Genomic DNA, 23,353 nt, shown 5'->3' on the forward strand with positions numbered 1-23,353 from the left:
CGCGAAACCCCTGCGCTATCCTCCCCGCATGCTCGACACCCAACGCATCCGCGCCGTCACCCTCGACCTGGACGACACGCTCTGGCCCATCTGGCCCACCATCGCCCGCGCCCGCGCTGTTCTGTGCACTTGGCTGCAGGACAAGGCTCCCGCCGCGGCCGCGCTCTTGGCCGACCCCGAAGCTGCGGCCGTGCTGCGCAGCGAAGTCGTCCAGGCCCATCCGCACCTGTCGCACGACTTGAGCGCATTGGCCCGAGAAAACATTCGAACTGCGCTGCGACGTTGCGGAGAGGACACGGGCCTGACTAGTGGCGCCTTCGATGCCTTCTTCGCGGAGCGCCAGCGCGTGCAGCTGTACGACGACGCCATCGCGGCGCTGGAATTCCTGGCCGTGCGCTATCCCATCGCGGCCCTGTCCAACGGCAATGCCAACCTGGACCTGATCGGCATCGGCGCCTATTTCCAGGCCCGCATCAGCGCACGCGAGTTCGGCATCGCCAAGCCCGATCCGCGCATCTTCCATGCGGCCGCCGAGGCCCTGGGCGTGCCGGCCGGCAGCGTGCTGCACGTGGGCGACGATGCCACGCTGGACGCGCACGGCGCGCTGGGCGCGGGCATGCAGGCGGTGTGGATCAACCGCGCCGAGGCGGCTTGGCCGCACGACGGCGAGCCGCACGCCACGGTGCCCGATCTCACCGAGCTGTGCCGGCTGCTGGCGTGACGGCCGCGCGCTCGGCCTTGGGCGCATGAACGCCCGGGCCCTGGCGGCAAGGGTGTGGATCAGCCGCTAACCTACCAATGCGGAGCCGATGCAAGGCCGCGCAGGGTGGGGCGTGTAGGCCCGATGGCTTTTCCGTGCAGGCATCCGCACGGGGGTGATTGCTGCAGTGCTATTAAATAAATAGCTGCAAGGGCAATGACTACTAGGGCATGGAGCACATTTCACTCGAAATGGCAGTGCGCAGCATGAAAGCGCCTGTGCGGCGGGCGGAACACTACGCCGGGTCCAAACGGGCGAGGTACGCCGCGACCAAATCATCATGATCGGCAGTGGCCCCGCCACCGAACCAGAAGGCCCGGGCGGCGCCGAGGGGCTGGTGGACGGGCGCGAGCGCGCGGGCGACCGTTCGAAACGGCCTCAACGCATCGGTTTCGTCGGGCGCGCCCCAGATCGGGCGATCGCCGGCCGTGATCGAGAGAAGGTGGGTGGATCGCTCAATCTTGATGTCGGGGTCGAGGGTCAACTCGGACAGTGCGGGTTCGATCCGATCCCAATATTCGCGGCCGATGAATGTTCGCCAGCCCACATCGGCAATACCGGCGTCTTCTCCCGCCTTCCACCGATGCGGTGAACCTTCCCTGCGAAGCGCGGGCTCCACCATGTCGGCGTCGGTGCTGAACGCGGCCCGATGGCGCTCCGGATCGGCGCTCAGCAGGAACCTGAGGCTGCTTTTATGGGGCGGGAGAAATCGTCCCATGCCCATCGTGCCGCTGATGGTGGGCAGTTCCATCAAGGTCGCGCTGACTTCCTCCGCGAAGTCGTGCCAATGGGGCGAGTCTTGCGGTATCGCGGTCTCCAGAAAGAAACGGTCGCTGCGCTGCTCGATGCCGAAGAACGGCAAGCCGGGGTGCGGGAAGTCGGCGAGCGCGTGGCCGTAGCGGCGCAGGCCCTCGCCATACGGGGTTCCGCCGTCCCGGGCGAGATAGGCGCGGCCGTCGTTCAGGATGCGCTGCGTCGCCGGGCGGATCTTGCCCTTGTAGCCGGGAAAGTGGTACGAGGTTTCGTTCGCCGACGTGCCGAAGCGCGCTTCGAACTGGGCGTAGAGCTTGCGAAGGTGCGGGGCGATGGTCGGGGCGTGGATCGTGCCCTCCACGATCGCGATCGACCGGAAAGCGGGCACGGCCACCGGTTCGTTTTCCCACATCAGAAACTCACGCATCGGTTGCCTCCCTCCCCATTTTTCCGTACCAGCGGGTGCTGCTCGGAATGGCGAAATCTATCGCAGATCTTTCGGCGGGTGTTACCCAATCCCACAAAGCGCAGACCCGCCGAGTGGGGTTTCAGCCAACGACCATGCAAAATCCCCCGCAAGGGTTTTTCCAATCAACGGAGGGGTTTTGCATGCATCGACTCGATACGGGGCGTATTTTTCAACGACCGACACACAATGTCTGGCTGGCGAGTTGCCTGGTGGGATTCGGGTTGACGGCCTGTGGCGGCGGATCGGGATCCACCACGGTCACTCTGTCCGATGCCCTGAAGGTCGACACCACGTACGGCGAAGCCGGGGTGGCCACTTTCCCGCTCGGCACGCCATCCTTCGCCAGCCTGGGCGTGCAGCCGGATGGCAGGTTGCTGATTGCAGGCAGTAGGGTCGCGGTCCCCGACGCCCCTTCGGGTTTCGGATCACTGCTCGCCACGCAGACCTTTGTCGTCCGAATGAGCGCCGACGGAAACGTCGACAGGGGCTTCGGCCAAAACGGCGAAGCACGGTTTTCCGTCAAGGGGTACGAGTCGATCAGCGATGTTCGACTCCAGGCCGACGGCAGAATCCTGGTGGCGGTTCAGGCACACGAACCGTGTTTCTCACCGTCCTACCAGACCCGGTGCCTGACGGCGTCCGGGGAGCCCGGCACATGGCACAACACCGTGGTCGGCCTCACCGCGAACGGGGCGGTCGACGGCACGTTCGGCACCCAGGGCATCGCGGAGGGCTTCCTCTCCACCAATTTCACTAACCTCGCGCTGGCGATCCAGCCCGATCAGAAACCCGTTCTGCTGACGTCCAACGACCGCCCCATCCTGCAAGTGTTCGGCCGCTCTTTGCGCCGCCTGTCTGCGGACGGAATCCCCGATGCCGCGTTCAATCAACCGACGGCATCGCAGCCGCCTGCGCCCTGCGAGGCCAGCGGCGCGGCGGTGCTGGCGCTGCGCAACGGCAGCATCATCACCGCAGGCCAACTGGGTGGCCGGCTCTACGCAGACCCCCGATCCGACCCCGGGCTTTGCGTCGCGGTGCACGCGGGCGCGACGCAAGCGCAGACCTCCGGTGGCTGGACGTCCTTCGGGGCGGATTTGGAGGAATACAGGCTCGCGTCCCATCCCGATGGCGGATTTGTCGTCGCTGCCAGAACCTGCGCGGGCAGCGACTGCCATCTCAGCGTCGCCAAGTTCAGTGCCAATGGCGCGCTCGACACGTCCTTTGGCGACAAAGGCATCGAGCGCGTGGCGCTTCCTGCCAACTATCGCCTCAAATCCTTCTTCGTCCAGAGCGACGAAAACATGAAGGCCTTCGGCGCCATCGAGGAAGCCGCGGCAGCGGGCACCACTGCACGCCGGTTCCGTGCGGTGTGGACAAGCCTGACCGGCAACGGTGCACTGGCCAACAATGACACCAACGTGGCGACTTCCATTCAGGACCCGCCGACCAGCGCAGAGCCGCGCGAGGTGCTCCGGGACGGCGCGGGGCGCTGGCTCGTGATCAGCTCGGAGGAAGACAGTGCGCGCAACGTGGTGCTGAAGGTCGTGCGCACGCTGGGCACGTCCACCGGCCGTTCGTAAAACCGCTAGGCCGCGAGGAAGTCCCGGATCGCGAACAACGTGGCGTCCGGCGCCTCCGTCATCTGGTGATGGCCGACCGGCAGGTTGGCCACCTGCACCGCCTTGCCGGCCGCGCGCGCCGCCGCGATCAGGCCTTGCGCCGCCTTCGGGTTGGTCATCTGGTCGTGCGCGCCCAGGGCGAACAGCACCGGGCAGGTGATCTGCGCGATGGCCGCCTCGCCGCCTGCATAGCGGTCACAGGCCAGAAAGCCGCGGTGGAACACGTTCACGGCCGGGTTGCTGCGCAGCACGCGGCGACCCAGGGCCATGCCCGCGCCATAGGCCCAGAAGCCCGCGCCCGAGGGCGAGGCCAGCGTGCTGCGCGAGAACACGTTCACCATGCGCAGCGCCTTCTCAGGCGTGTTCAGGGCCGACTCGATGAGGGCGGGGGACACCTTCATCGGGTAGGCGGTGCCCACCAGCACCAGGTGCGTGATGCGGTCCTGCAGTCGGGCGGCGGCCTCCAGCGCGATCAGCGATCCCCAACTGTGGCCCACCAGTGCGGCGCGGGCCACGCCCGCCGCATCCAGCAGCGCGGCGATGAAGCCGGCCGCCTGCTCGACGCTTTCGGGCGCATCGCCCTCGCTGCGGCAGTGGCCCGGCAGGTCCAGGGCCAGCACGTTCCAGCCGTGGTTGGCGAAGTAGCGGCTTTGCAGCGCCCACACGCTGTGGTCGTTGAGCACGCCGTGGATGAAGACGACGGTCGGCTTGGCCGCGTCGAACGCCTTGCCGCCGGTATAGCAATAGGTGCCGTGGCCGTTGACGGTGATGCGCATCACGCACCTGCCTTTTCTGCGGCTTTCAGCGCGCGCTGCAGATCGTCGATGAGGTCGTCCGCGTCCTCCAGGCCGATCGACAGGCGGATCGTGCCCTGCGAGATGCCGGCCTGGGCGAGCGCCTCGTCGCTCATGCGAAAGTGCGTGGTGCTGGCCGGGTGGATCACCAGGCTGCGGCAGTCGCCCACGTTGGCCAGGTGGCTGAAGACCTTCAGCGTCTCGATGAACTTCTTGCCCTGCGCGCGGTTGCCCTTCAGGTCGAAGCTGAACACCGATCCCGCGCCGCGCGGCAGCAGCTTTTGCGCCAGCGCGTGGCTGGGGTGCGAATCGAGCATCGGGTGCCCCACGCGCGAGACGAAGGGGTGGCTGGCCAGGAACTCCACCACCTTCTGCGTATTGCGCATGTGGCGCTCCATGCGCAGCGGCAGCGTCTCGATGCCCTGCAGGATCAGCCAGGCCGTGTGCGGGCTCATGCACGCGCCGAAGTCGCGCAGGCCCTCGCGCCGCGCGCGCAGCAGGAAGGCGCCCACGGTGCTTTCCTCGGTGAACACCATGTTGTGAAAGCCGTCGTAGGGCTGGGTCAGCTCGGCGAAGCGCCCCGCGGTGCGCGGGCCCTCCCAGTCGAAGCTGCCGCCGTCCACCACGATCCCGCCGATCACGGTCCCGTGGCCCGACAGGAACTTGGTGGCCGAGTGGTACACCAGGTCCGCACCGTGCTCGAAGGGCCGCATGAGCCACGGCGAGGTGAGGGTGGAGTCCACCAGCAGCGGCACGCCGGCCTCGTGCGCGACGGCGCTCACCGTGGGAATGTCCAGCACGTCCAGGCCCGGGTTGCCCACGGTCTCGCCGAAGAACAGGCGGGTGTTGGGCCGCGCCGCGGCGCGCCAGCCGTCGATGTCGCCCGGGGCGACGAAGGTGGTCTCAATGCCGAAGCGTGCCAGCGTGTAGTGCAGCAGGTTCTGCGATCCGCCATACAGCGCGGTGCTGGCCACGATGTGGCCGCCCGCGCCCATCAGCGTGCAGATCGCCAGGTGCAGCGCGGCCTGGCCGCTGGCCACCGCGATGGCGCCCACGCCGCCTTCCAGGGCGGCCACGCGCTGCTCCAGCACGGCGTTGGTGGGGTTGCTGATGCGGCTGTACACGTGGCCCGGGCGTTCCAGGTTGAACAGCGCGGCCGCGTGGTCGCTCGACTCGAACACGAACGACGTCGTGAGGTGGATGGGAACGGCGCGCGCCCCGGTGGCCGGGTCGGGCGAGGCGCCCGCGTGCAGCGCCAGTGTGTCGAAGCCAGGGTCTGAGTAACCGGGCATCCGTGTCTCCTCTGTAGGGGGGTAAGCGCCGCATTGTGGGCTATATTGCGCAGGATTCAGCCAGCAGCGCCTTGGCGCGCACCACGGAGACCTCCCCCATGAAAGTCAGCGACATCCTTCGCGTCAAAGGCAACACCCTCTACACCGTCAACGCCGACGAGCCGCTGTCCCAGGCCGCTGAAATCATGTCCGAAAAGGACATCGGCTCGCTCGTGGTCATGGACCTGGGTGACCTGGTGGGCATGCTCACCTTCCGCGAAGTGATCCAGGCCGTGGTGAAGAACGGCGGTTCGGTCGGCACCCTGCTCGTGCGCACGGCCATGGACGACGCCCCGCTCACCTGCACGCTCGAGACCGACATGGACGAGGTGCGCCGCATGATGCTCAACCGCCACGCCCGCTACATGCCGGTGATGGACAAGAAGATGCTCATGGGCGTGATCAGCTTCTACGACGTCGCCAAGGCCGTCGTGGATGCCCAGAACTTCGAGAACAAGATGCTCAAGGCCTACATCCGCGACTGGCCCGAGGAAGACGCCCGCCCGGCGGTCTGATCGCTCCCTTCAAGCCAAACAGGCCCCATGCCGGGGTATCGATTGCCTGGATTGCTATGTTTTCAATAGCATTCGACGCGGGGTGGGATGGATCGGGCCGGGTCGCAAGGCTCGGTGATAATCGCGCCCCATGAGCGGCAACACACTCGGCACCCTATTCGCAGTCACCAACTTCGGTGAATCCCACGGCCCGGCCATCGGCTGCGTGATCGACGGCTGCCCCCCCGGCATGCCCCTGTCCGAGGCAGACATCCAGGCCGACCTGGACCGCCGCCGTCCCGGCACCAGTCGCCACGTCACCCAGCGCAACGAGGCCGACACGGTCGAGATCCTCTCCGGCGTGTACGACGGCAAGACCACCGGCACGCCCATCGCCCTGCTGATCCGCAACACCGACCAGCGCAGCAAGGACTACTCCAACATCGCCGAGAGCTTTCGCCCCGGCCACGCCGACTACACCTACTGGCACAAATTCGGCATCCGCGACCCGCGCGGCGGCGGGCGTTCGTCGGCGCGGCTCACCGCCCCCACGGTGGCGGCCGGCGCGGTCGCCAAGAAGTGGCTGTCCGAAAAATACGGCGTTCGCTTTCGCGCCTGCATGACGCAGATCGGCGAGCTGGCCATTCCGTTCGAAAGCTGGGACCACGTGCCCCAGAACCCGTTCTTCGCGCCAGTCGCCGATGTGTCCGCGTACGAGGACTACATGGACGCGCTGCGCAAGTCGGGCGATTCGTGCGGCGCGCGCATCCGCGTGCAGGCCACGGGTGTGCCGGTCGGGCTGGGCGAGCCGCTGTACGACAAGCTGGATGCCGACATCGCCCACGCGATGATGGGCTTGAACGCCGTCAAGGGCGTGGAGATCGGCGCGGGCTTTGCCAGCGTGGCGCAGCGCGGCACCACGCACGGCGATTCGCTCACGCCCCGGGGCTTTGCCAGCAACAACGCCGGCGGTGTGCTGGGCGGCATCAGCACAGGGCAGGACATCGAGGTGTCGCTGGCCATCAAGCCCACCAGTTCCATCATCAGCCCGCGCGAATCCATCGACGTGCACGGCCAGAGCACCGAGGTCATCACCAAGGGCCGGCACGACCCCTGCGTGGGCATCCGCGCCGCACCCATCGCCGAGGCCCTGCTGGCGCTGGTCGTGATGGACCATGCCCTGCGCCATCGCGGGCAGTGCGGCGACGTCGAGCCGCCGGTGCCGCCGATCCAGGCATCGTTTCTCTGAGCCCGGGGCCCTCGGGCCGCCCGCGCCTCAGCGCGCGGCTGAGGCAGGCACGGGGGGCGCCACAGGCACCGAAGCCGCCGGTGCACCGGGGGTTGCCGTGGCCGGTGCGCTGCCCGTGGCGGCAACGGGGGCGGTGACAGGGACCGGTGCCGGCGCATGCTCCAGCCGGTACCAGCGCCAAGCGGCCACCGCCAGCACGGTGACGACCAACAATCCCCCCGCCGCCAGCCACACTGGCCGGCGCGACTCGGCGAACGGGTCGTCCAGCAACCGTCGCGCATTGGCCGGTACCCGGGCCGTCTGCGACAGCGAGCCTCCCAGCCGCGTGTTGATACGCATGCGGCCGTTGATGGCCCAGCCGCTCGCGTCCAGGATCGGCCCCAGGCTGCGCTGGCGCAGCTTGAGCCACGCGATCAGCATGCTCGGCCCGGAAATGGCCAGCACGATGCCGATGAGCGCCAGCGGAATCCACACCCCCAGGTCCACGAACTTGCCGAAGATGCCCACCAGCACCGCGCTGATGCTGCCCAGCGCCACGCCGATCGCCGCCACCGTGCCCACGTCGGTGCGGCGCCCGGGCTCCACCACGGTGGAGGCGGCGGGCGTGGTGCCGCCAGCCTTGAGCGGCGTGTTGGCCAATTGCCCGGCCGTGGCGCCCAGGGACTTTTCCACCCGCGCATCGCTGGCCGAGGCCCGCTTGGCCACCTGCTCCTCGATCATCCGCAGGAATTTCTTGTAGGGCGAGAAGAACGCCTGCGCGATGCTGGTGGGGTTCTCGATCAGCTTGGTGATGGTGGCGTCCCAGTCGTGGCCCTGCCGGTCGTAGAAGACGCCGTTGCGCCCCACGAACAGAAAATCCACGTCGCCCGCCGTGAACGCCGCCACGATGGTCATCTTCTGTCCCTTGCGCGTGCAGTCGCAGTAGGCCAGGTAGGTCTTGGCCAGCCCGGCGAGCTTGGCGTGCTTGCCCGCATCGGCCACCTGCACGGTCAGGTCGCAGCTGCGCGCGTCCAGGTACAGCGTTCCGGCCTTGAAGATCGCGCCCTCGCGCTGGTAGAACGCCGAGAACGAGACGAAGTTGTTCAGCAGCACGAGCAGGTCGCGCCGAAAGCGCAGCAGCTTCTCGAGGTCCAGCATCTGCGTGTTGTGCGCCTTCTCGGCCTCGTCCTGCTCGATCAGGGCCATCACGCGCTCGCGCACGCCGCTCTCGTGCAACTGGCGGAGGGCATCGTCCTTGAGCGCATCCAGCCTGGTGGCCGGCTTGTCGGCCAGCCATTGCTGGCAGGGGGCCAGGGCCTTTTGCACCTGCTCCCATTCTTTTTCGGCCAGCGCCTCGGCCGGGCGGCCGAGCAGCGGCTCCACCGCTTGCTCCCGGAAGGTCTGCAGGGCCTGCGCCCAGGCGGGATTGGTGCCGCGCGCCAGGGGCAGGGCGCCATGGGGCGTGATGGGCGCCAGGGGCAGGGCGGCCACCGCGGGGGACGATGCATCCAGATCGACCCCCGCCATCGCGGCGTATTCCTCCTGTGTGGGGTTGAGTGCCGCCGCCGCGCGCGGATCGTAGGCGGCGAGCCGGGACCGCGCGAAGAAATCGTCGATCTTGTGCCGCACCGCGTTCATCGCCTGCGTGGCGGCGAGCGTGCGATTGCCGAGCGCCAGTCCGGCGGTGCGGTCATTGGCCTGGGCCGACCAGGCGTGCCATTTCGCCACCTCGGCAAAGAAGGCCTCGGCATGCGCGCGGTCCACCCCTTTCAGGGCCTCCTGGGCGACGCCTTTCACGGGTTTCTGCTCGATGGGCACGCTGCCGTGCGTGGCGATGATCTGCTCCATGGCCTCCCGCGCCGGGGTGTCGTCCTGCGCCGTGTCCGGCGTGATTGCGCCATCGCCGTTGAAGCGCATGGCGCTCAGCTGTTCGCTGCGTTCCAGCACCTGGGCCAGCGTGATGGTGGTGGCCTCGGGCTGGTCGGCCAGCGCGAGGATGCGCCGGGCCTGCGCCACCAGCGCGGCGCCCTCGTCCGTGGTGGTGTCGATTGCCTCCAGATCCAGCGCATCGGCCGGCCGCGCCAGCAGGTCGGGGTCGCCCAGCCGGGCACAGGCCCAGTCGCAGGCCGCCAGCAGTTCCGGCGGGCGGATGCGCCCGTCCTTGTCGGTGTCGATCAGGTCCAGCGTGCGTGGGTCGAACTCGATGCCGCGCGTGGGGCAGGCCAGGGCTACCCAGAGCTTCTGGTCCAGCTCGGCCAGGTGGGCGATGTCGGCGCCGGTGCGGATGGTGACCTGGTCCACGCCACCGGCGCGAAAGAATTGCCAGGTGTGGCGGTGGGCAGGCCCGCTGTTGGTTTGGGCAGCGGATGCGGGCGAAGTGGGATGGTTGGAAATCGGCGGCTGGGATTCCATGGAGCGAGGGCGGCGGACGCGGATCGTAGCGAGGACGCCGGGCACGCAGACCGCTCCGGCGGACGAAGCGGCCCAGTTTAGAACGCAGAGGCGTCCACGTGGCCGCCCGCATTGTCAGACAGCGCGCCGTTTTCGTTTGCTATGAAATCGGTAGCTGCCACCGCATGGTAGTCATGCGGTGAGGGCTCGAAAGACCCCAGGCCATCGATTCTTACTTGCGCACTTCGTCCACGAGCGCGCGGAAGTCGTCAATGTCCTCGAAGCTGCGGTACACGCTGGCAAAGCGGATGTAGGCCACCTTGTCGAGCTTCTTGAGTTCGCGCATCACCCACTCGCCGATCTGGCTGGAAGGCACCTCGCGCTGCCCCAGGTTGAGCAGCGTTTCCTCGATGCGCTCAATGGCGCTGTCGATCTGCACCGTGCTGACCGGGCGCTTGCGCAGCGCCAGGTTGAACGAGGCCAGCAGTTTGGCCCGTTCGTATTCGATGCGCCGACCGTCCTTCTTCACGATGGACGGAAAGTTCACTTCCGGCCGCTCGTAAGTGGTGAAGCGCTTGTCGCATGCGCCGCACTGGCGGCGGCGGCGCACGAAATCCCCGTCCTCGGCCACACGCGTTTCCACCACCTGCGTTTCGGGGTGGCTGCAGAAGGGGCACTTCATCGGAAGGCCCCTCCATCATGCCGGCGGAAAAGGGCCGCCGAGCGGGCCGAGGCTGGCGCCAGCGCCCGTTCTGCCCCGGTTGGGCCAGGGCAGGCGGCGCTGAGCGGAGAGCGGGGCATGAATCAGCCGTAGACGGGAAAGCGCGAGGTCAGCGCGTGCACCTTGGCCCGCACCGCGGCCAGGTTGGCCTCGTCGCGCGGGTTGTCCAGCACGTCGGCCAGCAGATGGGCCGTGAGGCGCGTTTCCTCTTCCTTGAAACCCCGTGTCGTGATGGCCGGCGTGCCCACGCGGATGCCGCTGGTCACCATCGGCTTCTCAGGGTCGTTGGGAATCGAGTTCTTGTTGATGGTGATGTGGGCGTTGCCCAGGGCGGCTTCGGCTTCCTTGCCGGTGATGCCCTTGGCGCGCAGGTCCACCAGCATCACGTGGCTTTCGGTGCGGCCGCTCACGATGCGCAGGCCACGCTCGATCAGCGTCTCGGCGAACACCTTGGCGTTCTTGGCGACCTGTTCCTGGTAGGCCTTGAAGCCCGGCTCCAGCGCTTCCTTGAAGGCCACGGCCTTGGCGGCGATCACGTGTTCCAGCGGGCCACCTTGCAGGCCGGGGAAGATGGCGCTGTTGATGGCCTTCTCGTGCTCGGACTTCATCAGGATGATGCCGCCGCGCGGGCCGCGCAGGCTCTTGTGCGTGGTGGAGGTGACCACGTCGGCATGGGGCACGGGGTTGGGGTACTGGCCCGCGACCACGAGACCGGCGTAGTGGGCGATGTCCACCCAGAAGATCGCGCCGATTTCCTTGGCGATCTTTGCGAAGCGCTCGAAGTCGATGCGCAAGGAATAGGCCGATGCGCCGGCGATGATCAGCTTGGGCTTGTGCTCGCGGGCCTTGGCTTCGAGCGCGTCGTAGTCGATCTCTTCCTTGTCGTTGAGGCCGTACGAAACGATGTTGAACCACTTGCCGCTCATGTTCAGCGGCATGCCGTGCGTCAAGTGGCCGCCTTCGGCCAGGCTCATGCCGAGGATGGTGTCGCCGGGCTTGAGGAAGGCCAGCAGCACGGCCTGGTTGGCCTGCGAGCCGGAGTTGGGCTGCACGTTGGCGGCTTCGGCGCCGAAGAGCTTCTTCACGCGGTCGATGGCCAGTTGCTCGACCACGTCCACGTTCTCGCAGCCGCCGTAGTAGCGCTTGCCGGGATAGCCTTCGGCGTACTTGTTGGTGAGCTGCGAGCCCTGGGCGGCCATGACGGCGGGGGAGGCGTAGTTTTCGCTGGCGATCAGCTCGATGTGCTGTTCCTGGCGAACGTTTTCGGCCTGGATGGCGGCCCAGATTTCAGGGTCGGCCTGGCTGACGAGGATATTGCGTTGGTACATGTTGGCAGTCCTATGAACTGGTGTCCCTTGAAACAAGGGCTGCCCAGGCGAACGGCGGAACACAGCAGGCCTTTCAGCCCGTGCGGCACGCTCCCCAGTGGTTCACAGGGGGTGAACCCCTGTCGGTTTCCACGTCAGCGGCGGCAGTGGAGTGCCGCGCCTATCGCCAGTTGCGTACCCCGCGAGTGTAGCTGACCGCACCGGGCCTGGAGCCCGAGGATGAATCGATGCCCCAAGTCGGGCACCGTCGGTTCAAAGGGCGGAGAGAAGCGCGACCTTGTCGGCGCTGGCCTTGGGGGCTTCCGCTTCGGCGGCCGCCTTGGCAGGAACGGTCTGTGCCGGCGCCTGCGTGGAGAGCATCGGCGGGGCGGCCGGCGTGGCAGGAGCCGGCGGTTGCAAGGGCACCGACCGGCCGCTGGCCACCTGGCGCAGGCGGAAGTGCTCGGCCAGCACCTTGGCGGCGTACCCGCCATCGTCGGGCAGATTGGCCGCGCCGACGTAGTAGCGCAAGCCGCCTTCGAGGGACCCGGCGCGGGTGATGCATTCCTGCAGCACCTTCACGCCCACGCGCAGGTTGCTCACCGGATCGAAGGCCGCGAAGTGGCCGCCGAAATTCTGGTACTTGTCGGTGTGCACGTTCGTCATGACCTGCATCAGGCCCTGGGCGCCCACCGCGCTCTGGGCGAAGGGGTTGAAGCTCGACTCCACGGCCATGATCGACAGGATCAACGTAGGGTCCAGCTTGGTCTTGCCGCCGATTTCGTAGGCCTCGGCCACCAGCACTGCCAAAGGCTCCGGCGCCACGCGGTACTTCTTGCTCAGCCAATAGGTGACGGCTGCCTGCTCCTTGGGGAGTTCCTTCGGATTGCTCGCCGTGGCGCGCTCGCTGGCTTCCGGCTCGATGGGCGTGCCCATGACCGCGACCTGGCGGGCTTGCAGCCAGCTCATCAGCTTTTCCTCTCCGGTCTGGCGCAGGTCGGGACGTGCGGTCAAAGTGATGACGGCAAAAGCGACAGCCAGGCCGAGGAGGGCGAAGCTGCTGTGGGTGATTTCAAGAAAACCGTCGATCACATCGGATGCGAACGTTCGCACTCCGGCGACCACTGTTCCTAACGCTGTCATGTAGCTTTTCCTTTCTGAGTCGAGGCCTGAGCAAGGTGGCCCACAAGGGGCCAGGCCGTGCCAGGCATCTCGCCTGGATTGGTACGCCATCAGGTTCGCATTGCCTCCGGAGAGCGTTCAATGACCGAACTGACTTAGCCGGGATCGGCAGCGGATGGAAGATCGTCAACCCCGTTTTTCAGGGCTCGCGGATTCTAGGAGGGCTCTTAATACAGAGTCAATACTAACAAAACTGATCTTTAGATCAATTGGATCTTAAAAATCTGGTAGGAAACACAGGTTTATAGGGTGCATCGGCACCCTTGCATGAGGCATCGTTACCGCTTCTGCAGCCCCACGGTGATGAATGCAATCGAGGCATGGATAGCGATTGAAAATCCAGCTTGTGGTGGCCCGTCAACTTGGCTAAAGTGGCTTTGCCTGAGTGATTCAGGCATCGCCGGACGAAGCGGAGCCGCCCTCCAGACGCATGCAGTGCACTGAAGGTGACTGGTCAAACTTCCAAGGCAGACCCCGGAGGCAATACCTTGCCTCCTGCCCCGTGGACGTTCAAACTCCAGGGTGCAAATGATGGCAAAAGACCGTTGTGTCAGCCGTCAAGCCCGGTGCGGATCGACAGATTCCACCGGGCTTTCTTTTTTGCGACTGGTTACATGTTGCGCCGACCGATTTCTGCTCGAATCCCATGATCTGTGCAATGGAAACCGGACTCTGACGTGCCTCTGCAAGCGCTTTCGATCATCAAAAACCTGTGGATGCGCCGCGTGGCGTGGGCGGTGCTGGCCTGGCTGGGATTCTGGGCACTGGCCTGGGCCGTGGTTCCGCCCGCGCTGCGCCATGTGTTGCACACCACGGTGTCCGAGCAGTTGGGGCGAGAACTGTCTGTCGGGAAGATCGATTTCAAGCCATGGACCCTGGAACTGGAACTGCGGGATCTGAGGATGGCGGCAGAGACTTCGGGCAAGGAGCCCCAGGTAGAAATTCAGCGCCTCTATATAGATGCAGAACTGCAGTCCCTTTGGCGTCTGGCGCCGGTGATCGACGCGCTGGAGATCGATGGACCAACATTGCGCCTGGCACGCACGTCGGCTGGGCAGACCGACTTCGATGACCTGCTGAAAAAGCTTTCTGCACCATCCTCGGCGACGGCTGCGCCCGATGCGCAGCCCCAGCGGTTTTCGCTCTACAACATCGTGGTGAAGGATGGCGCGGTGGATTTCGGCGATGCGCCGCAAAAACGGGTCCACACCGTGCGTGGATTTTCCCTGAGCGTGCCGTTTCTGAGCAACCTGCCGGCAGACCGCACCGTGAAGGTCGCGCCCCATCTGGCCTTTCAACTCAATGGCACGGCGTTCACGACCGGGGCTCAGAGCACACCTTTTCTGGACAGCCGGGACACCGAAGCCACGCTGCAGTTCAAGGGGCTGGATCTGCAGCCGTTCCTGGCCTACCTTCCTTCCGGCATGCCGGTGCGCATCGAGCAAGGCACGCTGGACGCCGATCTGCGGCTGACGTTCCAGAAACAGTCCGAACCCGCTCTCTCGGTGAGCGGCGTCGTGCAGGTCCATGGTGCACGCGTGAGCGATCGACAGGGTGGCCCACTGCTGTCGTTCGACATGGCCACCGCCCAGGTAGCGGCGCTGCAGCCCTTCCAGCGGAAGGTGCATGTGGCCTCGCTGGAGTGGCGCGGGCCGCACGCGACGGTGCGGCGTGACCGGGAAGGGCGCATGGCCGTGCTGGGCGGCGCGGCACAAGGCCAGGGTGCCACGAAGGCGGGGACCACTGCGGCTCCCGATGCGCCGTGGGATATGGTTGTGGATCGGGTGGCCATCAACGGGGGGCAGGTGGACTGGCTGGACGAGGGTACGGCGGTGCCCGCCCGTATCTCGGCACGCGACCTGCGGGTGCGCGCGACCCAGCTGGCCTTGCCACTCACCCGGCCAATGCAGTTCACCGCGGATGCCCGGCTGTCATCGGAAGCGGGGAGCGACGCCGCGACCTTGTCGCTTCAAGGGGAGGTGCTGGCGCAATCGGGCCGCGTGGCCGTGTCCGCCCGCGGCTGGCCGCTGTCCATGGCCCGGCCGTACCTGGCCAACCTGGTCCAGCCCCAACTGGACGGAACGCTGGATTCCGATGGGGGCGTGGCCTGGAACGGCTCCTCATGGGCGGCAAAGATCGCCAAGCTGTCGGTGGATCGCGCCGAATGGGCCTGTGCTCCGGCTGGGCGGGACTGCCCAGCGGGGGCCGCCACGGTCTCGGGCCTGCGCAACAACGCGGCCTGGGCTGAAATCGGCCGCGTCGAGGTCGAGGATGCGTTGATCCGGATGCCGCAGCGCACCGTTGCCATCGCGCGGGTGGTGACATTGCAGCCCAAAGTGCGCCTGGAGCGCACTGGGGACGGGCGCTGGATGGTGGAGCGCTGGCTGACGACGGTGCCCGACACCGCAGGGAAAGGCCGTGTGCCAGTCGCCGCCGCAACGCGGACGAATGCCGCCCCCGGCTGGAGCGTGCAACTGGCCGAAGTGTCGGTGGACGGTGGAGCGCTGGCGTTCAACGATGCGGCCAAGGCACAGCCTGTGGCGGTACTGCTCGACACCTTCCAGATGCGGGCCAAGGGCCTGGCATGGCCGGTGAATGCCGGCGCACCTCCAGTGTCGTTGTCGCTGTCGGCACGACTGGGGGCCGGGCGGACGGATCCCGGCAACCTGGCCTATGAAGGAACGGTGCAGATGACGCCCCTGCTGGCACAGGGCAAGGTGCAGGCGTCCCGCCTGCCACTGCATCTCTTCAAGCCGTATGTGGACAACCCGTTGGCGGTCGATGTGGTGCGTGCCCTCGGCAGCTTCAATGGCGAGGTGTGTTACGCCCCGCAAGCCGACGGACCGGCCGTCGGCGTGCGGGGCAATGCCGCACTGGACGACGTGCGGGTGAGGGCCCTTGCCGTTCGCCCAGCCGCGACTGGACCGGCCGACGGTGCTGCACCCATCCGTGGGGAAGAACTGCTGAACTGGAAGTCGCTGGCCCTGCAGGGGGTGGATTTCACCCTGGCGCCGGGAAAGCCAACCGCGCTCGACGTCAAGGAAACGGCGTTGAGCGACTTTTTTGCCCGCATCATCGTTCAGCCGAATGGGCGCATCAATCTGCAGGACCTTGCTCAGCCTGCCCAGGGGCCACCCGGTGTATCGGCAACAGCGGAGGCTTCCCCCGACATCACCGCAGCGGCGGGCTCGACGCCGCCCCAGGCGGCCAAGCCGTCAATGGCGCCGGTCATGCGTTTCGGCCCCGTGGTGCTCACTGGCGGTTCGGTGCGTTTTACCGACTCGTTCGTTCGGCCCAACTATTCAGCGGACTTGAGCGAATTGAATGGGCGCCTGGGGGCTTTTGCCTCCGCGCCCCCCGCCGAGGGCGGTGAGCCCGCCATGGCCGACCTTCAACTGCGTGGACGTGCGCAGGGCTCCGCCTCGCTCGACATCACGGGGCGCCTGAATCCGCTGGCCAAGCCCTTGGCATTGGACATCCAGGGGCGGATGCGCGATCTGGAACTGCCGCCGCTATCGCCCTACAGCATCAAGTACGCGGGCCATGGCATCGAGCGGGGCAAGCTGAGCATGGACGTCAACTATCGTGTTCTGCCGGATGGTCAATTGACGGCCAGCAACAAGCTCGTGCTGAACCAGTTGCGTTTTGGCGAGCCGGTGGAGGGTGCTCCGGCCAGTTTGCCGGTGCGTCTGGCTGTTGCCTTGCTGGCCGACCGCAATGGTGTGATCGACGTGGAACTGCCGATCAATGGCTCGCTGAACGACCCCCAGTTCCGCCTGGGACCGGTGATTTTTCGCGCGGTGGGCAACTTGGTGATGAAGGCGATCACTTCGCCGTTTTCATTGCTGGCCGGATGGATGGGGGGCAGTTCTGAGCTGGATCGCGTCAACTTCGCCCCGGGCAGCGCGGCCCTGAACGATGAAGCCCGAAAGACGCTCGACAAGATCGGACAGGCACTCTCGGAACGACCGGGACTGAACATGACCGTCGCCGGGCACGCTCAGCGAGAGGCCGAACAAGAGGGCTGGAAACGGGCCGCGCTGCAGTCCCGGGTGGCGGCACAAGCGCGCCGCATGGCTGCTCGGGGCGATCAAGCGCCCTCGGAACCCCAGGCGCTGGCGCCGGGCTCGCCGCAGTACGCTGACTCGCTCAAGGATGTGTATCGCGGCACCGACATGGCCAAGCCCCGCAATCTGGTCGGCATGGCGAAGGATTTGTCCGTGCTAGAAATGGAAGCCTTGTTATTGGCGGACATGGCAATTCCCGATGAGGCGATGAGAGAACTGGCACAGGCACGGGCAGTGGCGGTCCGTGACTACCTGGCGGGGCGGCAAGTCGCGCTGGGGCGATTGTTCGTCGGCGCACCGAAAATCGATTCAGAGAGTGCTAACGGGGCGCCCCACGCCGAACTCACTTTGTCCACTCGCTGACAGGGCGCATCCGGTGGAAACAAGCTTTTTCAGCCATCCATGGCAGTGGGCTACATTGCCGTATTGCAGTCGCAGCGCGGCACCCCATATTCAACGCTCAAGTGTCTGAACCATGGCCCTGTGTGCCCGCTGAGTCCGAATAAAAACGCCCCATGTAGGGGACTTGCTAAAACCGGGCGAAAATAGCGCCCTTGTCGGCGGCGTCATCTGCGCTGCCTGTAGGCGCTGGCTCCCTCGGCCACGGCCTTTTACCCCCTGAATCCATGTTTCCCTTTTCTTCTCGCAACAAAATGTCTGACGCACCCGAAGTGAACCCGGCCCCGGCCAAGCACACCGAGCCGCATCCTTTGGATGCGCTGACGGGCGGCGCGTTTTCCGCCGCGACCTCGGGAGAGAGGGCATCGCGCATCCGCGAATGGCTGCAGACCCAGCCGTCGCCGGAGCAGTTGCAGGAGGTGTTCAAGGAACTGAGTGGGCGCGACAAGGGCGCGGCCCGTGCCGTTCGCGAGCGCCTCGATGAAATCCGGCGTGCCAAAGGCCAGGAGGCAATCGCTGCGGAGTGGGCCGAAAAGGCGCAGGGTTTGCTGGCTGCCGCCAAGCTGAACATCGCCGACGCGCTGGCTTGGCAGCGCGATGCGGCCAAGGCGGGTGCCCCTTTGTCGCGGGAACCTTTGGCGTCGCTCAAGGTGCAATTGGCAGAGCGCATGAAGGTCATCGAAGATCTGCAGCACCGTGTGCAGGTGCAGCGTGAGGCCGCGGTGTTGCTGGCCCAGCGCATCGAGGTGCTTTCCACCAAGCCCTGGCGTGATGCCCAGGCCGCATTGGAGGCGCTGCGCACCGACGTGGGCCGCTGGCAGCAACAGGCTCAGGAATTGACGGACGACCCATCCTGGGTCAGCGTGGAAGCGCGTTTCCCGCCGCTGCTCGATGCCTCGCGCACCCAGCTTCTCGTGGTGTGGGATGCATTCCAGCCGGCAGTCGCTCAGGCGGTGGCGGCGGCGGAAGATCCTGCGGCAGCCTTGCCTCCGGTTCCCGTGTGGGCGGATGAGCTCCGCGTGGCCCGTGGTCAACCATCGGAAGCCGCCGCGGCGCAGCCGGCCGCGCGGCCACCTGCACGCTCCAAGGTGGATCCTGAAGTGCGAGACAAGGCCGTGCAGGCTGTGCGCGACGCATTGGTCAAACTGGAGCGTGAGACGGCGGAAGGCCACGGCAAAGCCAGCGCGGGCGCTGCGGCTGCGTTGCGCAGCGTGCTGAAAACCCATGGCAAGCACATCGACGCGGCATTGGAGCAGCAGGTGCACACGGCTTTGGTCGCGGCGGGTGAACTCGAAGGCTGGCAGCGCTGGAGCGCGGACCAGGTTCGCGAAGACTTGGTGGCCCGTGCGGAAGGGTTGCTGCAACGTCCCGAAGGCCAGGCTTTGGGCGGCCGCAAGATGCAGGAAACGCTGCGCCAGTTGCGCGAGCAGTGGAAACAGGCCGACCAAGGGGGGCCGGCCAACCATGCGCTGTGGAAAAAATTCGACGAGGCTTGCAATGCCGCCCACAAGGTGGTCGAGGCGTGGCTGGAAAAGGTGCGTGCCGATGCGGCTGAACACAAAGCCCAGCGTGTGGCCTTGCTGGACGAGGTGAAAGCTTGGACGGTGGCCCAGGCAACGGCCGGACAGCCCGACTGGAAGGCGGTCAACCGTGCGCTCCACCAGTTCGGTGATCGGTGGCGCGATGGCGGTCATGTCAGCGAAAAGGTGTTCGCCGAACTGCAGCCCCAATGGAAAGAAGCCATGGCCGCCGCCGCCGCGCCGCTGGAAACTGCGCAGAAGGACAGCCTGGCACGTCGGCACGCGCTGATCGACGAGGCAATCGCCTTGGGGGCTGCGCCGACACTGCGGGTCGACGCGGTGAAGGCACTGCAGCAGCGCTGGCAGGCCGAGGCGCAGTCCGTGCCACTGGACCGCAAGCACGAACAGAAATTGTGGGATGCCTTCCGCAAGCCGATTGACGAAGCGTTCAATCGCAAATCCGCTGATCGGGACAAGATGGCTGGCGAGATCAGCGCTCGGGACCGCGTCGTGTTGGAAGCCTCCAAGGCGTTGGAGGAAGCGAATGCCAGCGGCGATGCGCAAAAGATCCGTGGCGCAATGGTCGCTCTGGAGGCTGCGCTGCGCGGACAGGCATTGGCCAATGAAGCAGCAGCATCCGCTGCGCAGAACAGGCCAGCTACTGCGTCGGACAACGTGACTTCCGCACCCGCAGAGGGGGGCGCGGCTTTGGAAGGGGAGGGCGCCGATACAGATCAGGCTCCACCGCCTGCCGCGGCGCCGAAGCCTGCACCGCGTCCCGTGGTGGCTGTGCGTGGCGACGATCGCCCGGGTATGAAGAAGGATGCGCCTGCACTGCCGGGCCGTCCAGCACGGCCGGGAGACCGCAAAGACGGACGCGGTCCGCGCGATGCCTCCGGCCTGGGCCGGGGTGGCGATGCGCGGGGCGACCGGTTCGGGGATCGGGGTGATCGGTTTGGTGACCGTTCGGAAGCTCGCGGTCCTCGCCTGGGCGACAGCGCTTTCCGTGCCCAGCGCGAGGCTCTCGAACATGCGCAACTCACACTGCGCAAACTGGCTGCGCAAGCGCATGGCGAGGCACTCACCCAGCTGATTGCAGCTTGGCAAAAACGGGACGCAGCCCAGTTGCCCAGCGTGCAGGAACTGGGAGTGCAAGCGTCCGTCCGCACGGCATGGACCCAGGCGGTTTCTGCCGCGCCCCAAGGGGATGCATCGGAGGCTTTGCTGAGGCTGGAAATGGCGGCCGAAGTGCCGACCCCTGCGGAGCAGTTGCAGGCCCGCCGTGCACTCCAACTGCAGTTGCTCACCCGCCGAAATGATCCCACGCCCGTCCAGACGTGGGGGCAGGATGTGGCTCGGGTGCTTGCAAGTGCAACCGACGAAACCAGCGCCCGCAGGTTGCAGAACGCGTTGAAGACCCTGCTGCGTAAATAAGCGCGAAGTACAGCAAGGCCGTTTGGCCGAACCGGCCTTGCTGTTCTACCAAACCACCGATGGAGGACTGCGGGTTGTTGGTTGGCAGAAAGCTCCAGCCTCCGGTTGCGCAGCCACGCCGATGGCGGAGCGGCCTATCACGGAATGAGCCGAGCCATGACGTCCGGTTCATGGCGCATCGGGCAAAAAAAAGCCGCTGTTTTCACAGCGGCTTTTTTGAATTTGGTGCCCAGGAGAGGACTCGAACCTCCACGATGTTACTCGCTAGTACCTGAAACTAGTGCGTCTACCAATTCCGCCACCTGGGCATTTCAGGAAAGACTCTAATTATAGAGTCTTTTTTGAAGGCTCTGGCTGAGTTGCAAAATTTATTGTTGAGACCATGCCATGCGCCGGGAATGCGGACAATAAAAAAAGCCGCTTCAAAAGAAGCGGCTTTTTTGGCCGACAACCCTGCAGGTTGTCGTTAAACTTGGTGCCCAGGAGAGGACTCGAACCTCCACGATGTTACTCGCTAGTACCTGAAACTAGTGCGTCTACCAATTCCGCCACCTGGGCATTTCAGGAAAGACTCAGATTGTATATCAAAAAAACGACCCCTGGCGCACCTGCTGCGCGCAATGAAGACGAGATCGAAGGCAGTGTGCAGGGGCATCGCGACGGGCATGGATTTGTGCAGCGAGACGACGGCGAATCCGATATCTATATTCCCCCCAACGAGATGCGGGCCGTGCTCCACAAGGATCGCGTGCGTGTCCGGATCGTTCGCCAGGATCGCCGGGGCCGTCCGGAAGGGCGCGTGGTTGAAATCGTCGAGCGGCCCGACCAGCCCATCATCGGGCGATTGCTTCAAGAGAGCGGTGTCTGGCTCGTGGCCCCGGAAGACAAGCGGTATGGTCAGGATGTCTTGATCCCCAAAGGAGCCACCGGAGCGGCCAAGCCAGGGCAGGTGGTTGTGGTTCAGCTGACCGAGCCTCCAGCCCTGTTCGGGCAACCGGTCGGTCGAATCACCGAGGTGCTGGGAGAGGTGGACGACCCGGGAATGGAGATCGAGATCGCGGTGCGCAAATACGGTGTGCCGCACGAATTTTCGGCCGATGCTTTGGCGCAGGCCAAGGCACTGCCCGATAAGGTCCGCGCGCAGGACAAGCGCAGCCGGGTGGATCTCACGGACGTGCCGCTGGTCACCATCGATGGCGAAGACGCGCGTGATTTCGACGATGCCGTCTACTGCGAGCCCGCCAAGGTCGGGCGTGCCAAGGGGTGGCGACTGCTGGTGGCCATCGCGGATGTGAGCCACTATGTGGAGACCGGCAGTGCGATCGATATCGACGCCTATGACCGGGCGACGAGCGTGTATTTCCCCCGGCGCGTGATTCCCATGCTGCCCGAGAAACTATCCAACGGTTTGTGTTCGCTGAACCCCGAGGTCGAGCGCCTGTGCATGGTGTGCGACATGCTCATCACAGCCAAGGGCGATGTGCATGCGTACCAGTTCTACCCCGCGGTGATGTTCAGCCACGCCCGCTTCACTTACACCGAGGTGGCCGCCATCCTGGCCAACACCCGTGGACCGGAGGCGACGAAGCGCAAGCCCCGCGTCAAAGACCTGCTCAATCTGCACGATGTCTACAGGGCCCTGTTGGCTGCGCGGCATGTGCGCGGTGCTGTGGATTTCGAAACGACCGAGACGCAGATTATTTGCGACGATAACGGCCGCATCGAGAAGATCGTTCCACGCACCCGCAACGACGCGCACCGCCTCATCGAAGAAGCCATGCTGGCCGCCAACGTCTGCAGTGCCGATTTCATCGCGCAAGGTGGCCAGCCTGGCTTGTTTCGGGTGCATGAAGGACCGACGCCGGAGAAGCAGGAGATCCTGCGCAATTACCTCAAGGCCATGGGGGTGGGTATGTCCATTGGCGACGATCCGAAGCCTGGCGACTTCCAGGCCATCGCTGACGCCACCAAGGACCGTCCGGACGCTCAGCAGATCCATACGATGCTGCTGCGATCGATGCAGCAAGCCATTTACACGCCGATCAACAGCGGCCATTTCGGGCTTGCATTCGAGGCCTACACCCACTTCACCAGCCCGATACGCCGTTACCCCGATCTGCTGGTTCACCGGGTGATCAAGGCCATCCTCGGTAAAACCAAATACCGGTTGCCGGCATTGCCCACGCCTGGCGAAGCCCATGCCAAGCTGGCCAAGCGTCTGGCTGCGCGCGTTGCTGCGCCCACCATGCAACCACGCAAGGAAGCACCGGTGAGTACCCGTGAAACACAGGCCTGGGAAGCGGCAGGGCTGCACTGCAGCGCCAATGAACGCCGGGCGGACGAGGCCAGCCGGGATGTCGAGGCCTGGCTCAAATGCAAGTACATGCGTGAGCACCTGGGCGAGGAGTACAGCGGCGTGGTCAGCGCGGCCACCAGCTTCGGCATTTTCGTGACGTTGGACGCCATGTATGTCGAAGGCCTCGTACATATCACCGAGCTGGGAGGTGAATATTTCAAGTTCGATGAGGCCCGCCAGGAATTGCGCGGCGAACGCACCGGAATACGTTATGCGATCGGCTCGCGCGTACGGGTGCAGGTGAGCCGTGTGGATCTCGATGGCCGCAAGATCGATTTCCGGCTCATGCGGGAAGGTGAAGACCTTGCGCCCCCTCGGCCAACGAAGGGCAAGGCAACCGCGGGCGCAGGCTCCTCCGACAACCGCGCTGCGCATGCGGCCAGCCCCTCGAACAGAAAATCCCCTGGCAAATCCGCCACCCGGGCGTCGACCGACGAGCGCTCCTCGCGCAAGCAGTCGCCCAAGGCGACTGGCAAGCGTGCCGGACCGCCCGCCAAGGGCCGCAAATCCCGCAGATGAACGTTATGC

The 23,353-nt window shown here is 65.8% G+C and carries 14 protein-coding genes, 2 tRNA genes and 1 riboswitch; of the genes, 7 read left to right on the forward strand and 9 right to left on the reverse strand.

All coding sequences use genetic code 11. The features are described from left to right. The first annotated feature begins 28 nt into the window (after nucleotides 1-28). A complete protein-coding gene (locus AVTE2539_RS07275; RefSeq protein ID WP_284409275.1) occupies nucleotides 29-721 on the forward strand; it encodes an HAD family hydrolase in 693 nt (230 codons plus the stop codon). A gap of 274 nt (nucleotides 722-995) precedes the next feature. Here AVTE2539_RS07275 and AVTE2539_RS07280 read toward each other — a convergent pair whose 3' ends face one another. Continuing rightward, nucleotides 996-1,940 (reverse strand): hypothetical protein, encoded by a 945-nt coding sequence (locus tag AVTE2539_RS07280; RefSeq protein WP_284409277.1) that lies wholly within the window; start codon nucleotides 1,938-1,940, stop codon nucleotides 996-998. Between the two features lie 182 nt (nucleotides 1,941-2,122). On the opposite strand from AVTE2539_RS07280, the gene AVTE2539_RS07285 reads away from it, so the two are divergent. Next, on the forward strand, nucleotides 2,123-3,562 hold the full coding sequence (locus AVTE2539_RS07285) for an NHL repeat-containing protein (RefSeq protein WP_284409279.1): 1,440 nt from the start codon (nucleotides 2,123-2,125) through the stop codon (nucleotides 3,560-3,562). A gap of 5 nt (nucleotides 3,563-3,567) precedes the next feature. Here the strand turns inward: AVTE2539_RS07285 and AVTE2539_RS07290 are convergent, their stop codons facing one another. Continuing rightward, a complete protein-coding gene (locus AVTE2539_RS07290; RefSeq protein WP_284409280.1) occupies nucleotides 3,568-4,377 on the reverse strand; it encodes an alpha/beta fold hydrolase in 810 nt (269 codons plus the stop codon). Continuing rightward, entirely contained in the window at nucleotides 4,377-5,687 is a 1,311-nt protein-coding gene (locus AVTE2539_RS07295) for an O-acetylhomoserine aminocarboxypropyltransferase (RefSeq protein WP_284409282.1), read from the reverse strand. Before AVTE2539_RS07295 ends, AVTE2539_RS07290 begins: the two co-directional genes overlap by 1 nt. Nucleotides 5,688-5,785: 98 nt before the next feature. Here AVTE2539_RS07295 and AVTE2539_RS07300 point away from each other — a divergent pair, with 98 nt between their 5' ends. Together AVTE2539_RS07300 and aroC are read left to right on the forward strand one after the other, a co-directional pair. Then, nucleotides 5,786-6,241: a CBS domain-containing protein gene (locus AVTE2539_RS07300; protein ID WP_272563967.1), complete on the forward strand. Its 456-nt coding sequence runs from the start codon at nucleotides 5,786-5,788 to the stop codon at nucleotides 6,239-6,241. Nucleotides 6,242-6,371: 130 nt separating this feature from the next. Beyond that, complete coding sequence (aroC, locus tag AVTE2539_RS07305) at nucleotides 6,372-7,469, forward strand: chorismate synthase (protein WP_284409284.1); 1,098 nt, start codon at nucleotides 6,372-6,374, stop codon at nucleotides 7,467-7,469. Nucleotides 7,470-7,496: 27 nt separating this feature from the next. Here the strand turns inward: aroC and AVTE2539_RS07310 are convergent, their stop codons facing one another. The 4 genes from AVTE2539_RS07310 to AVTE2539_RS07325 all read right to left on the reverse strand — a co-directional run bounded on the left by AVTE2539_RS07310 (nucleotide 7,497) and on the right by AVTE2539_RS07325 (nucleotide 13,010). Continuing rightward, complete coding sequence (locus AVTE2539_RS07310; protein ID WP_284409286.1) at nucleotides 7,497-9,860, reverse strand: hypothetical protein; 2,364 nt, start codon at nucleotides 9,858-9,860, stop codon at nucleotides 7,497-7,499. Between the two features lie 211 nt (nucleotides 9,861-10,071). Further along, the gene (gene nrdR, locus AVTE2539_RS07315) at nucleotides 10,072-10,521 is read right to left on the reverse strand and encodes a transcriptional regulator NrdR (protein ID WP_272563964.1); all 450 of its coding nucleotides are present in this window, start codon (nucleotides 10,519-10,521) and stop codon (nucleotides 10,072-10,074) included. A gap of 122 nt (nucleotides 10,522-10,643) precedes the next feature. Further along, the gene (gene glyA, locus AVTE2539_RS07320; protein WP_272563963.1) at nucleotides 10,644-11,888 is read right to left on the reverse strand and encodes a serine hydroxymethyltransferase; all 1,245 of its coding nucleotides are present in this window, start codon (nucleotides 11,886-11,888) and stop codon (nucleotides 10,644-10,646) included. Nucleotides 11,889-11,922: 34 nt separating this feature from the next. Continuing rightward, nucleotides 11,923-12,072: riboswitch (ZMP/ZTP riboswitch) on the reverse strand. A 68-nt stretch (nucleotides 12,073-12,140) separates the two neighbouring features. Beyond that, nucleotides 12,141-13,010 carry a lytic transglycosylase domain-containing protein gene (locus AVTE2539_RS07325; protein ID WP_284409288.1) on the reverse strand — a complete coding sequence of 290 codons (870 nt, stop codon included), beginning with the start codon at nucleotides 13,008-13,010 and terminating at the stop codon, nucleotides 12,141-12,143. 755 nt (nucleotides 13,011-13,765) lie between these two features. Between AVTE2539_RS07325 and AVTE2539_RS07330 the strand changes: the two genes are divergently transcribed. Together AVTE2539_RS07330 and AVTE2539_RS07335 are read left to right on the forward strand one after the other, a co-directional pair. Then, a complete protein-coding gene (locus tag AVTE2539_RS07330; protein ID WP_502868891.1) occupies nucleotides 13,766-17,479 on the forward strand; it encodes a DUF748 domain-containing protein in 3,714 nt (1,237 codons plus the stop codon). A gap of 263 nt (nucleotides 17,480-17,742) precedes the next feature. Then, on the forward strand, nucleotides 17,743-20,469 hold the full coding sequence (locus AVTE2539_RS07335; protein ID WP_284409292.1) for a DUF349 domain-containing protein: 2,727 nt from the start codon (nucleotides 17,743-17,745) through the stop codon (nucleotides 20,467-20,469). A gap of 223 nt (nucleotides 20,470-20,692) precedes the next feature. Here the strand turns inward: AVTE2539_RS07335 and AVTE2539_RS07340 are convergent. Both AVTE2539_RS07340 and AVTE2539_RS07345 read right to left on the reverse strand, forming a co-directional pair. After that, a tRNA-Leu gene (locus AVTE2539_RS07340) sits at nucleotides 20,693-20,777 on the reverse strand. Between the two features lie 165 nt (nucleotides 20,778-20,942). After that, nucleotides 20,943-21,027: transfer RNA gene (locus tag AVTE2539_RS07345), tRNA-Leu, on the reverse strand. Nucleotides 21,028-21,046: 19 nt separating this feature from the next. Between AVTE2539_RS07345 and rnr the strand changes: the two genes are divergently transcribed. Further along, nucleotides 21,047-23,344, forward strand: a complete 2,298-nt coding sequence (rnr, locus tag AVTE2539_RS07350) for a ribonuclease R (protein ID WP_284401796.1) — start codon at nucleotides 21,047-21,049, stop codon at nucleotides 23,342-23,344. Nucleotides 23,345-23,353 lie beyond the last annotated feature (9 nt).

Origin of the sequence: Acidovorax sp. SUPP2539, assembly GCF_030158975.1 — a bacterium.
Lineage (GTDB): Bacteria > Pseudomonadota > Gammaproteobacteria > Burkholderiales > Burkholderiaceae_C > Paracidovorax.

Bases quoted from the DNA above. Each gene is read 5' to 3' on its own strand.
- AVTE2539_RS07275 (WP_284409275.1), top strand. From the start codon at position 29: ATGCTCGACACCCAACGCATCCGCGCCGTCACCCTCGACCTGGACGAC.
- AVTE2539_RS07280 (WP_284409277.1), bottom strand. From the start codon at position 1,940: ATGCGTGAGTTTCTGATGTGGGAAAACGAACCGGTGGCCGTGCCCGCT.
- AVTE2539_RS07285 (WP_284409279.1), top strand. From the start codon at position 2,123: ATGCATCGACTCGATACGGGGCGTATTTTTCAACGACCGACACACAAT.
- AVTE2539_RS07290 (WP_284409280.1), bottom strand. From the start codon at position 4,377: ATGCGCATCACCGTCAACGGCCACGGCACCTATTGCTATACCGGCGGC.
- AVTE2539_RS07295 (WP_284409282.1), bottom strand. From the start codon at position 5,687: ATGCCCGGTTACTCAGACCCTGGCTTCGACACACTGGCGCTGCACGCG.
- AVTE2539_RS07300 (WP_272563967.1), top strand. From the start codon at position 5,786: ATGAAAGTCAGCGACATCCTTCGCGTCAAAGGCAACACCCTCTACACC.
- aroC (WP_284409284.1), top strand. From the start codon at position 6,372: ATGAGCGGCAACACACTCGGCACCCTATTCGCAGTCACCAACTTCGGT.
- AVTE2539_RS07310 (WP_284409286.1), bottom strand. From the start codon at position 9,860: ATGGAATCCCAGCCGCCGATTTCCAACCATCCCACTTCGCCCGCATCC.
- nrdR (WP_272563964.1), bottom strand. From the start codon at position 10,521: ATGAAGTGCCCCTTCTGCAGCCACCCCGAAACGCAGGTGGTGGAAACG.
- glyA (WP_272563963.1), bottom strand. From the start codon at position 11,888: ATGTACCAACGCAATATCCTCGTCAGCCAGGCCGACCCTGAAATCTGG.
- AVTE2539_RS07325 (WP_284409288.1), bottom strand. From the start codon at position 13,010: ATGACAGCGTTAGGAACAGTGGTCGCCGGAGTGCGAACGTTCGCATCC.
- AVTE2539_RS07330 (WP_502868891.1), top strand. From the start codon at position 13,766: ATGCGCCGCGTGGCGTGGGCGGTGCTGGCCTGGCTGGGATTCTGGGCA.
- AVTE2539_RS07335 (WP_284409292.1), top strand. From the start codon at position 17,743: ATGTTTCCCTTTTCTTCTCGCAACAAAATGTCTGACGCACCCGAAGTG.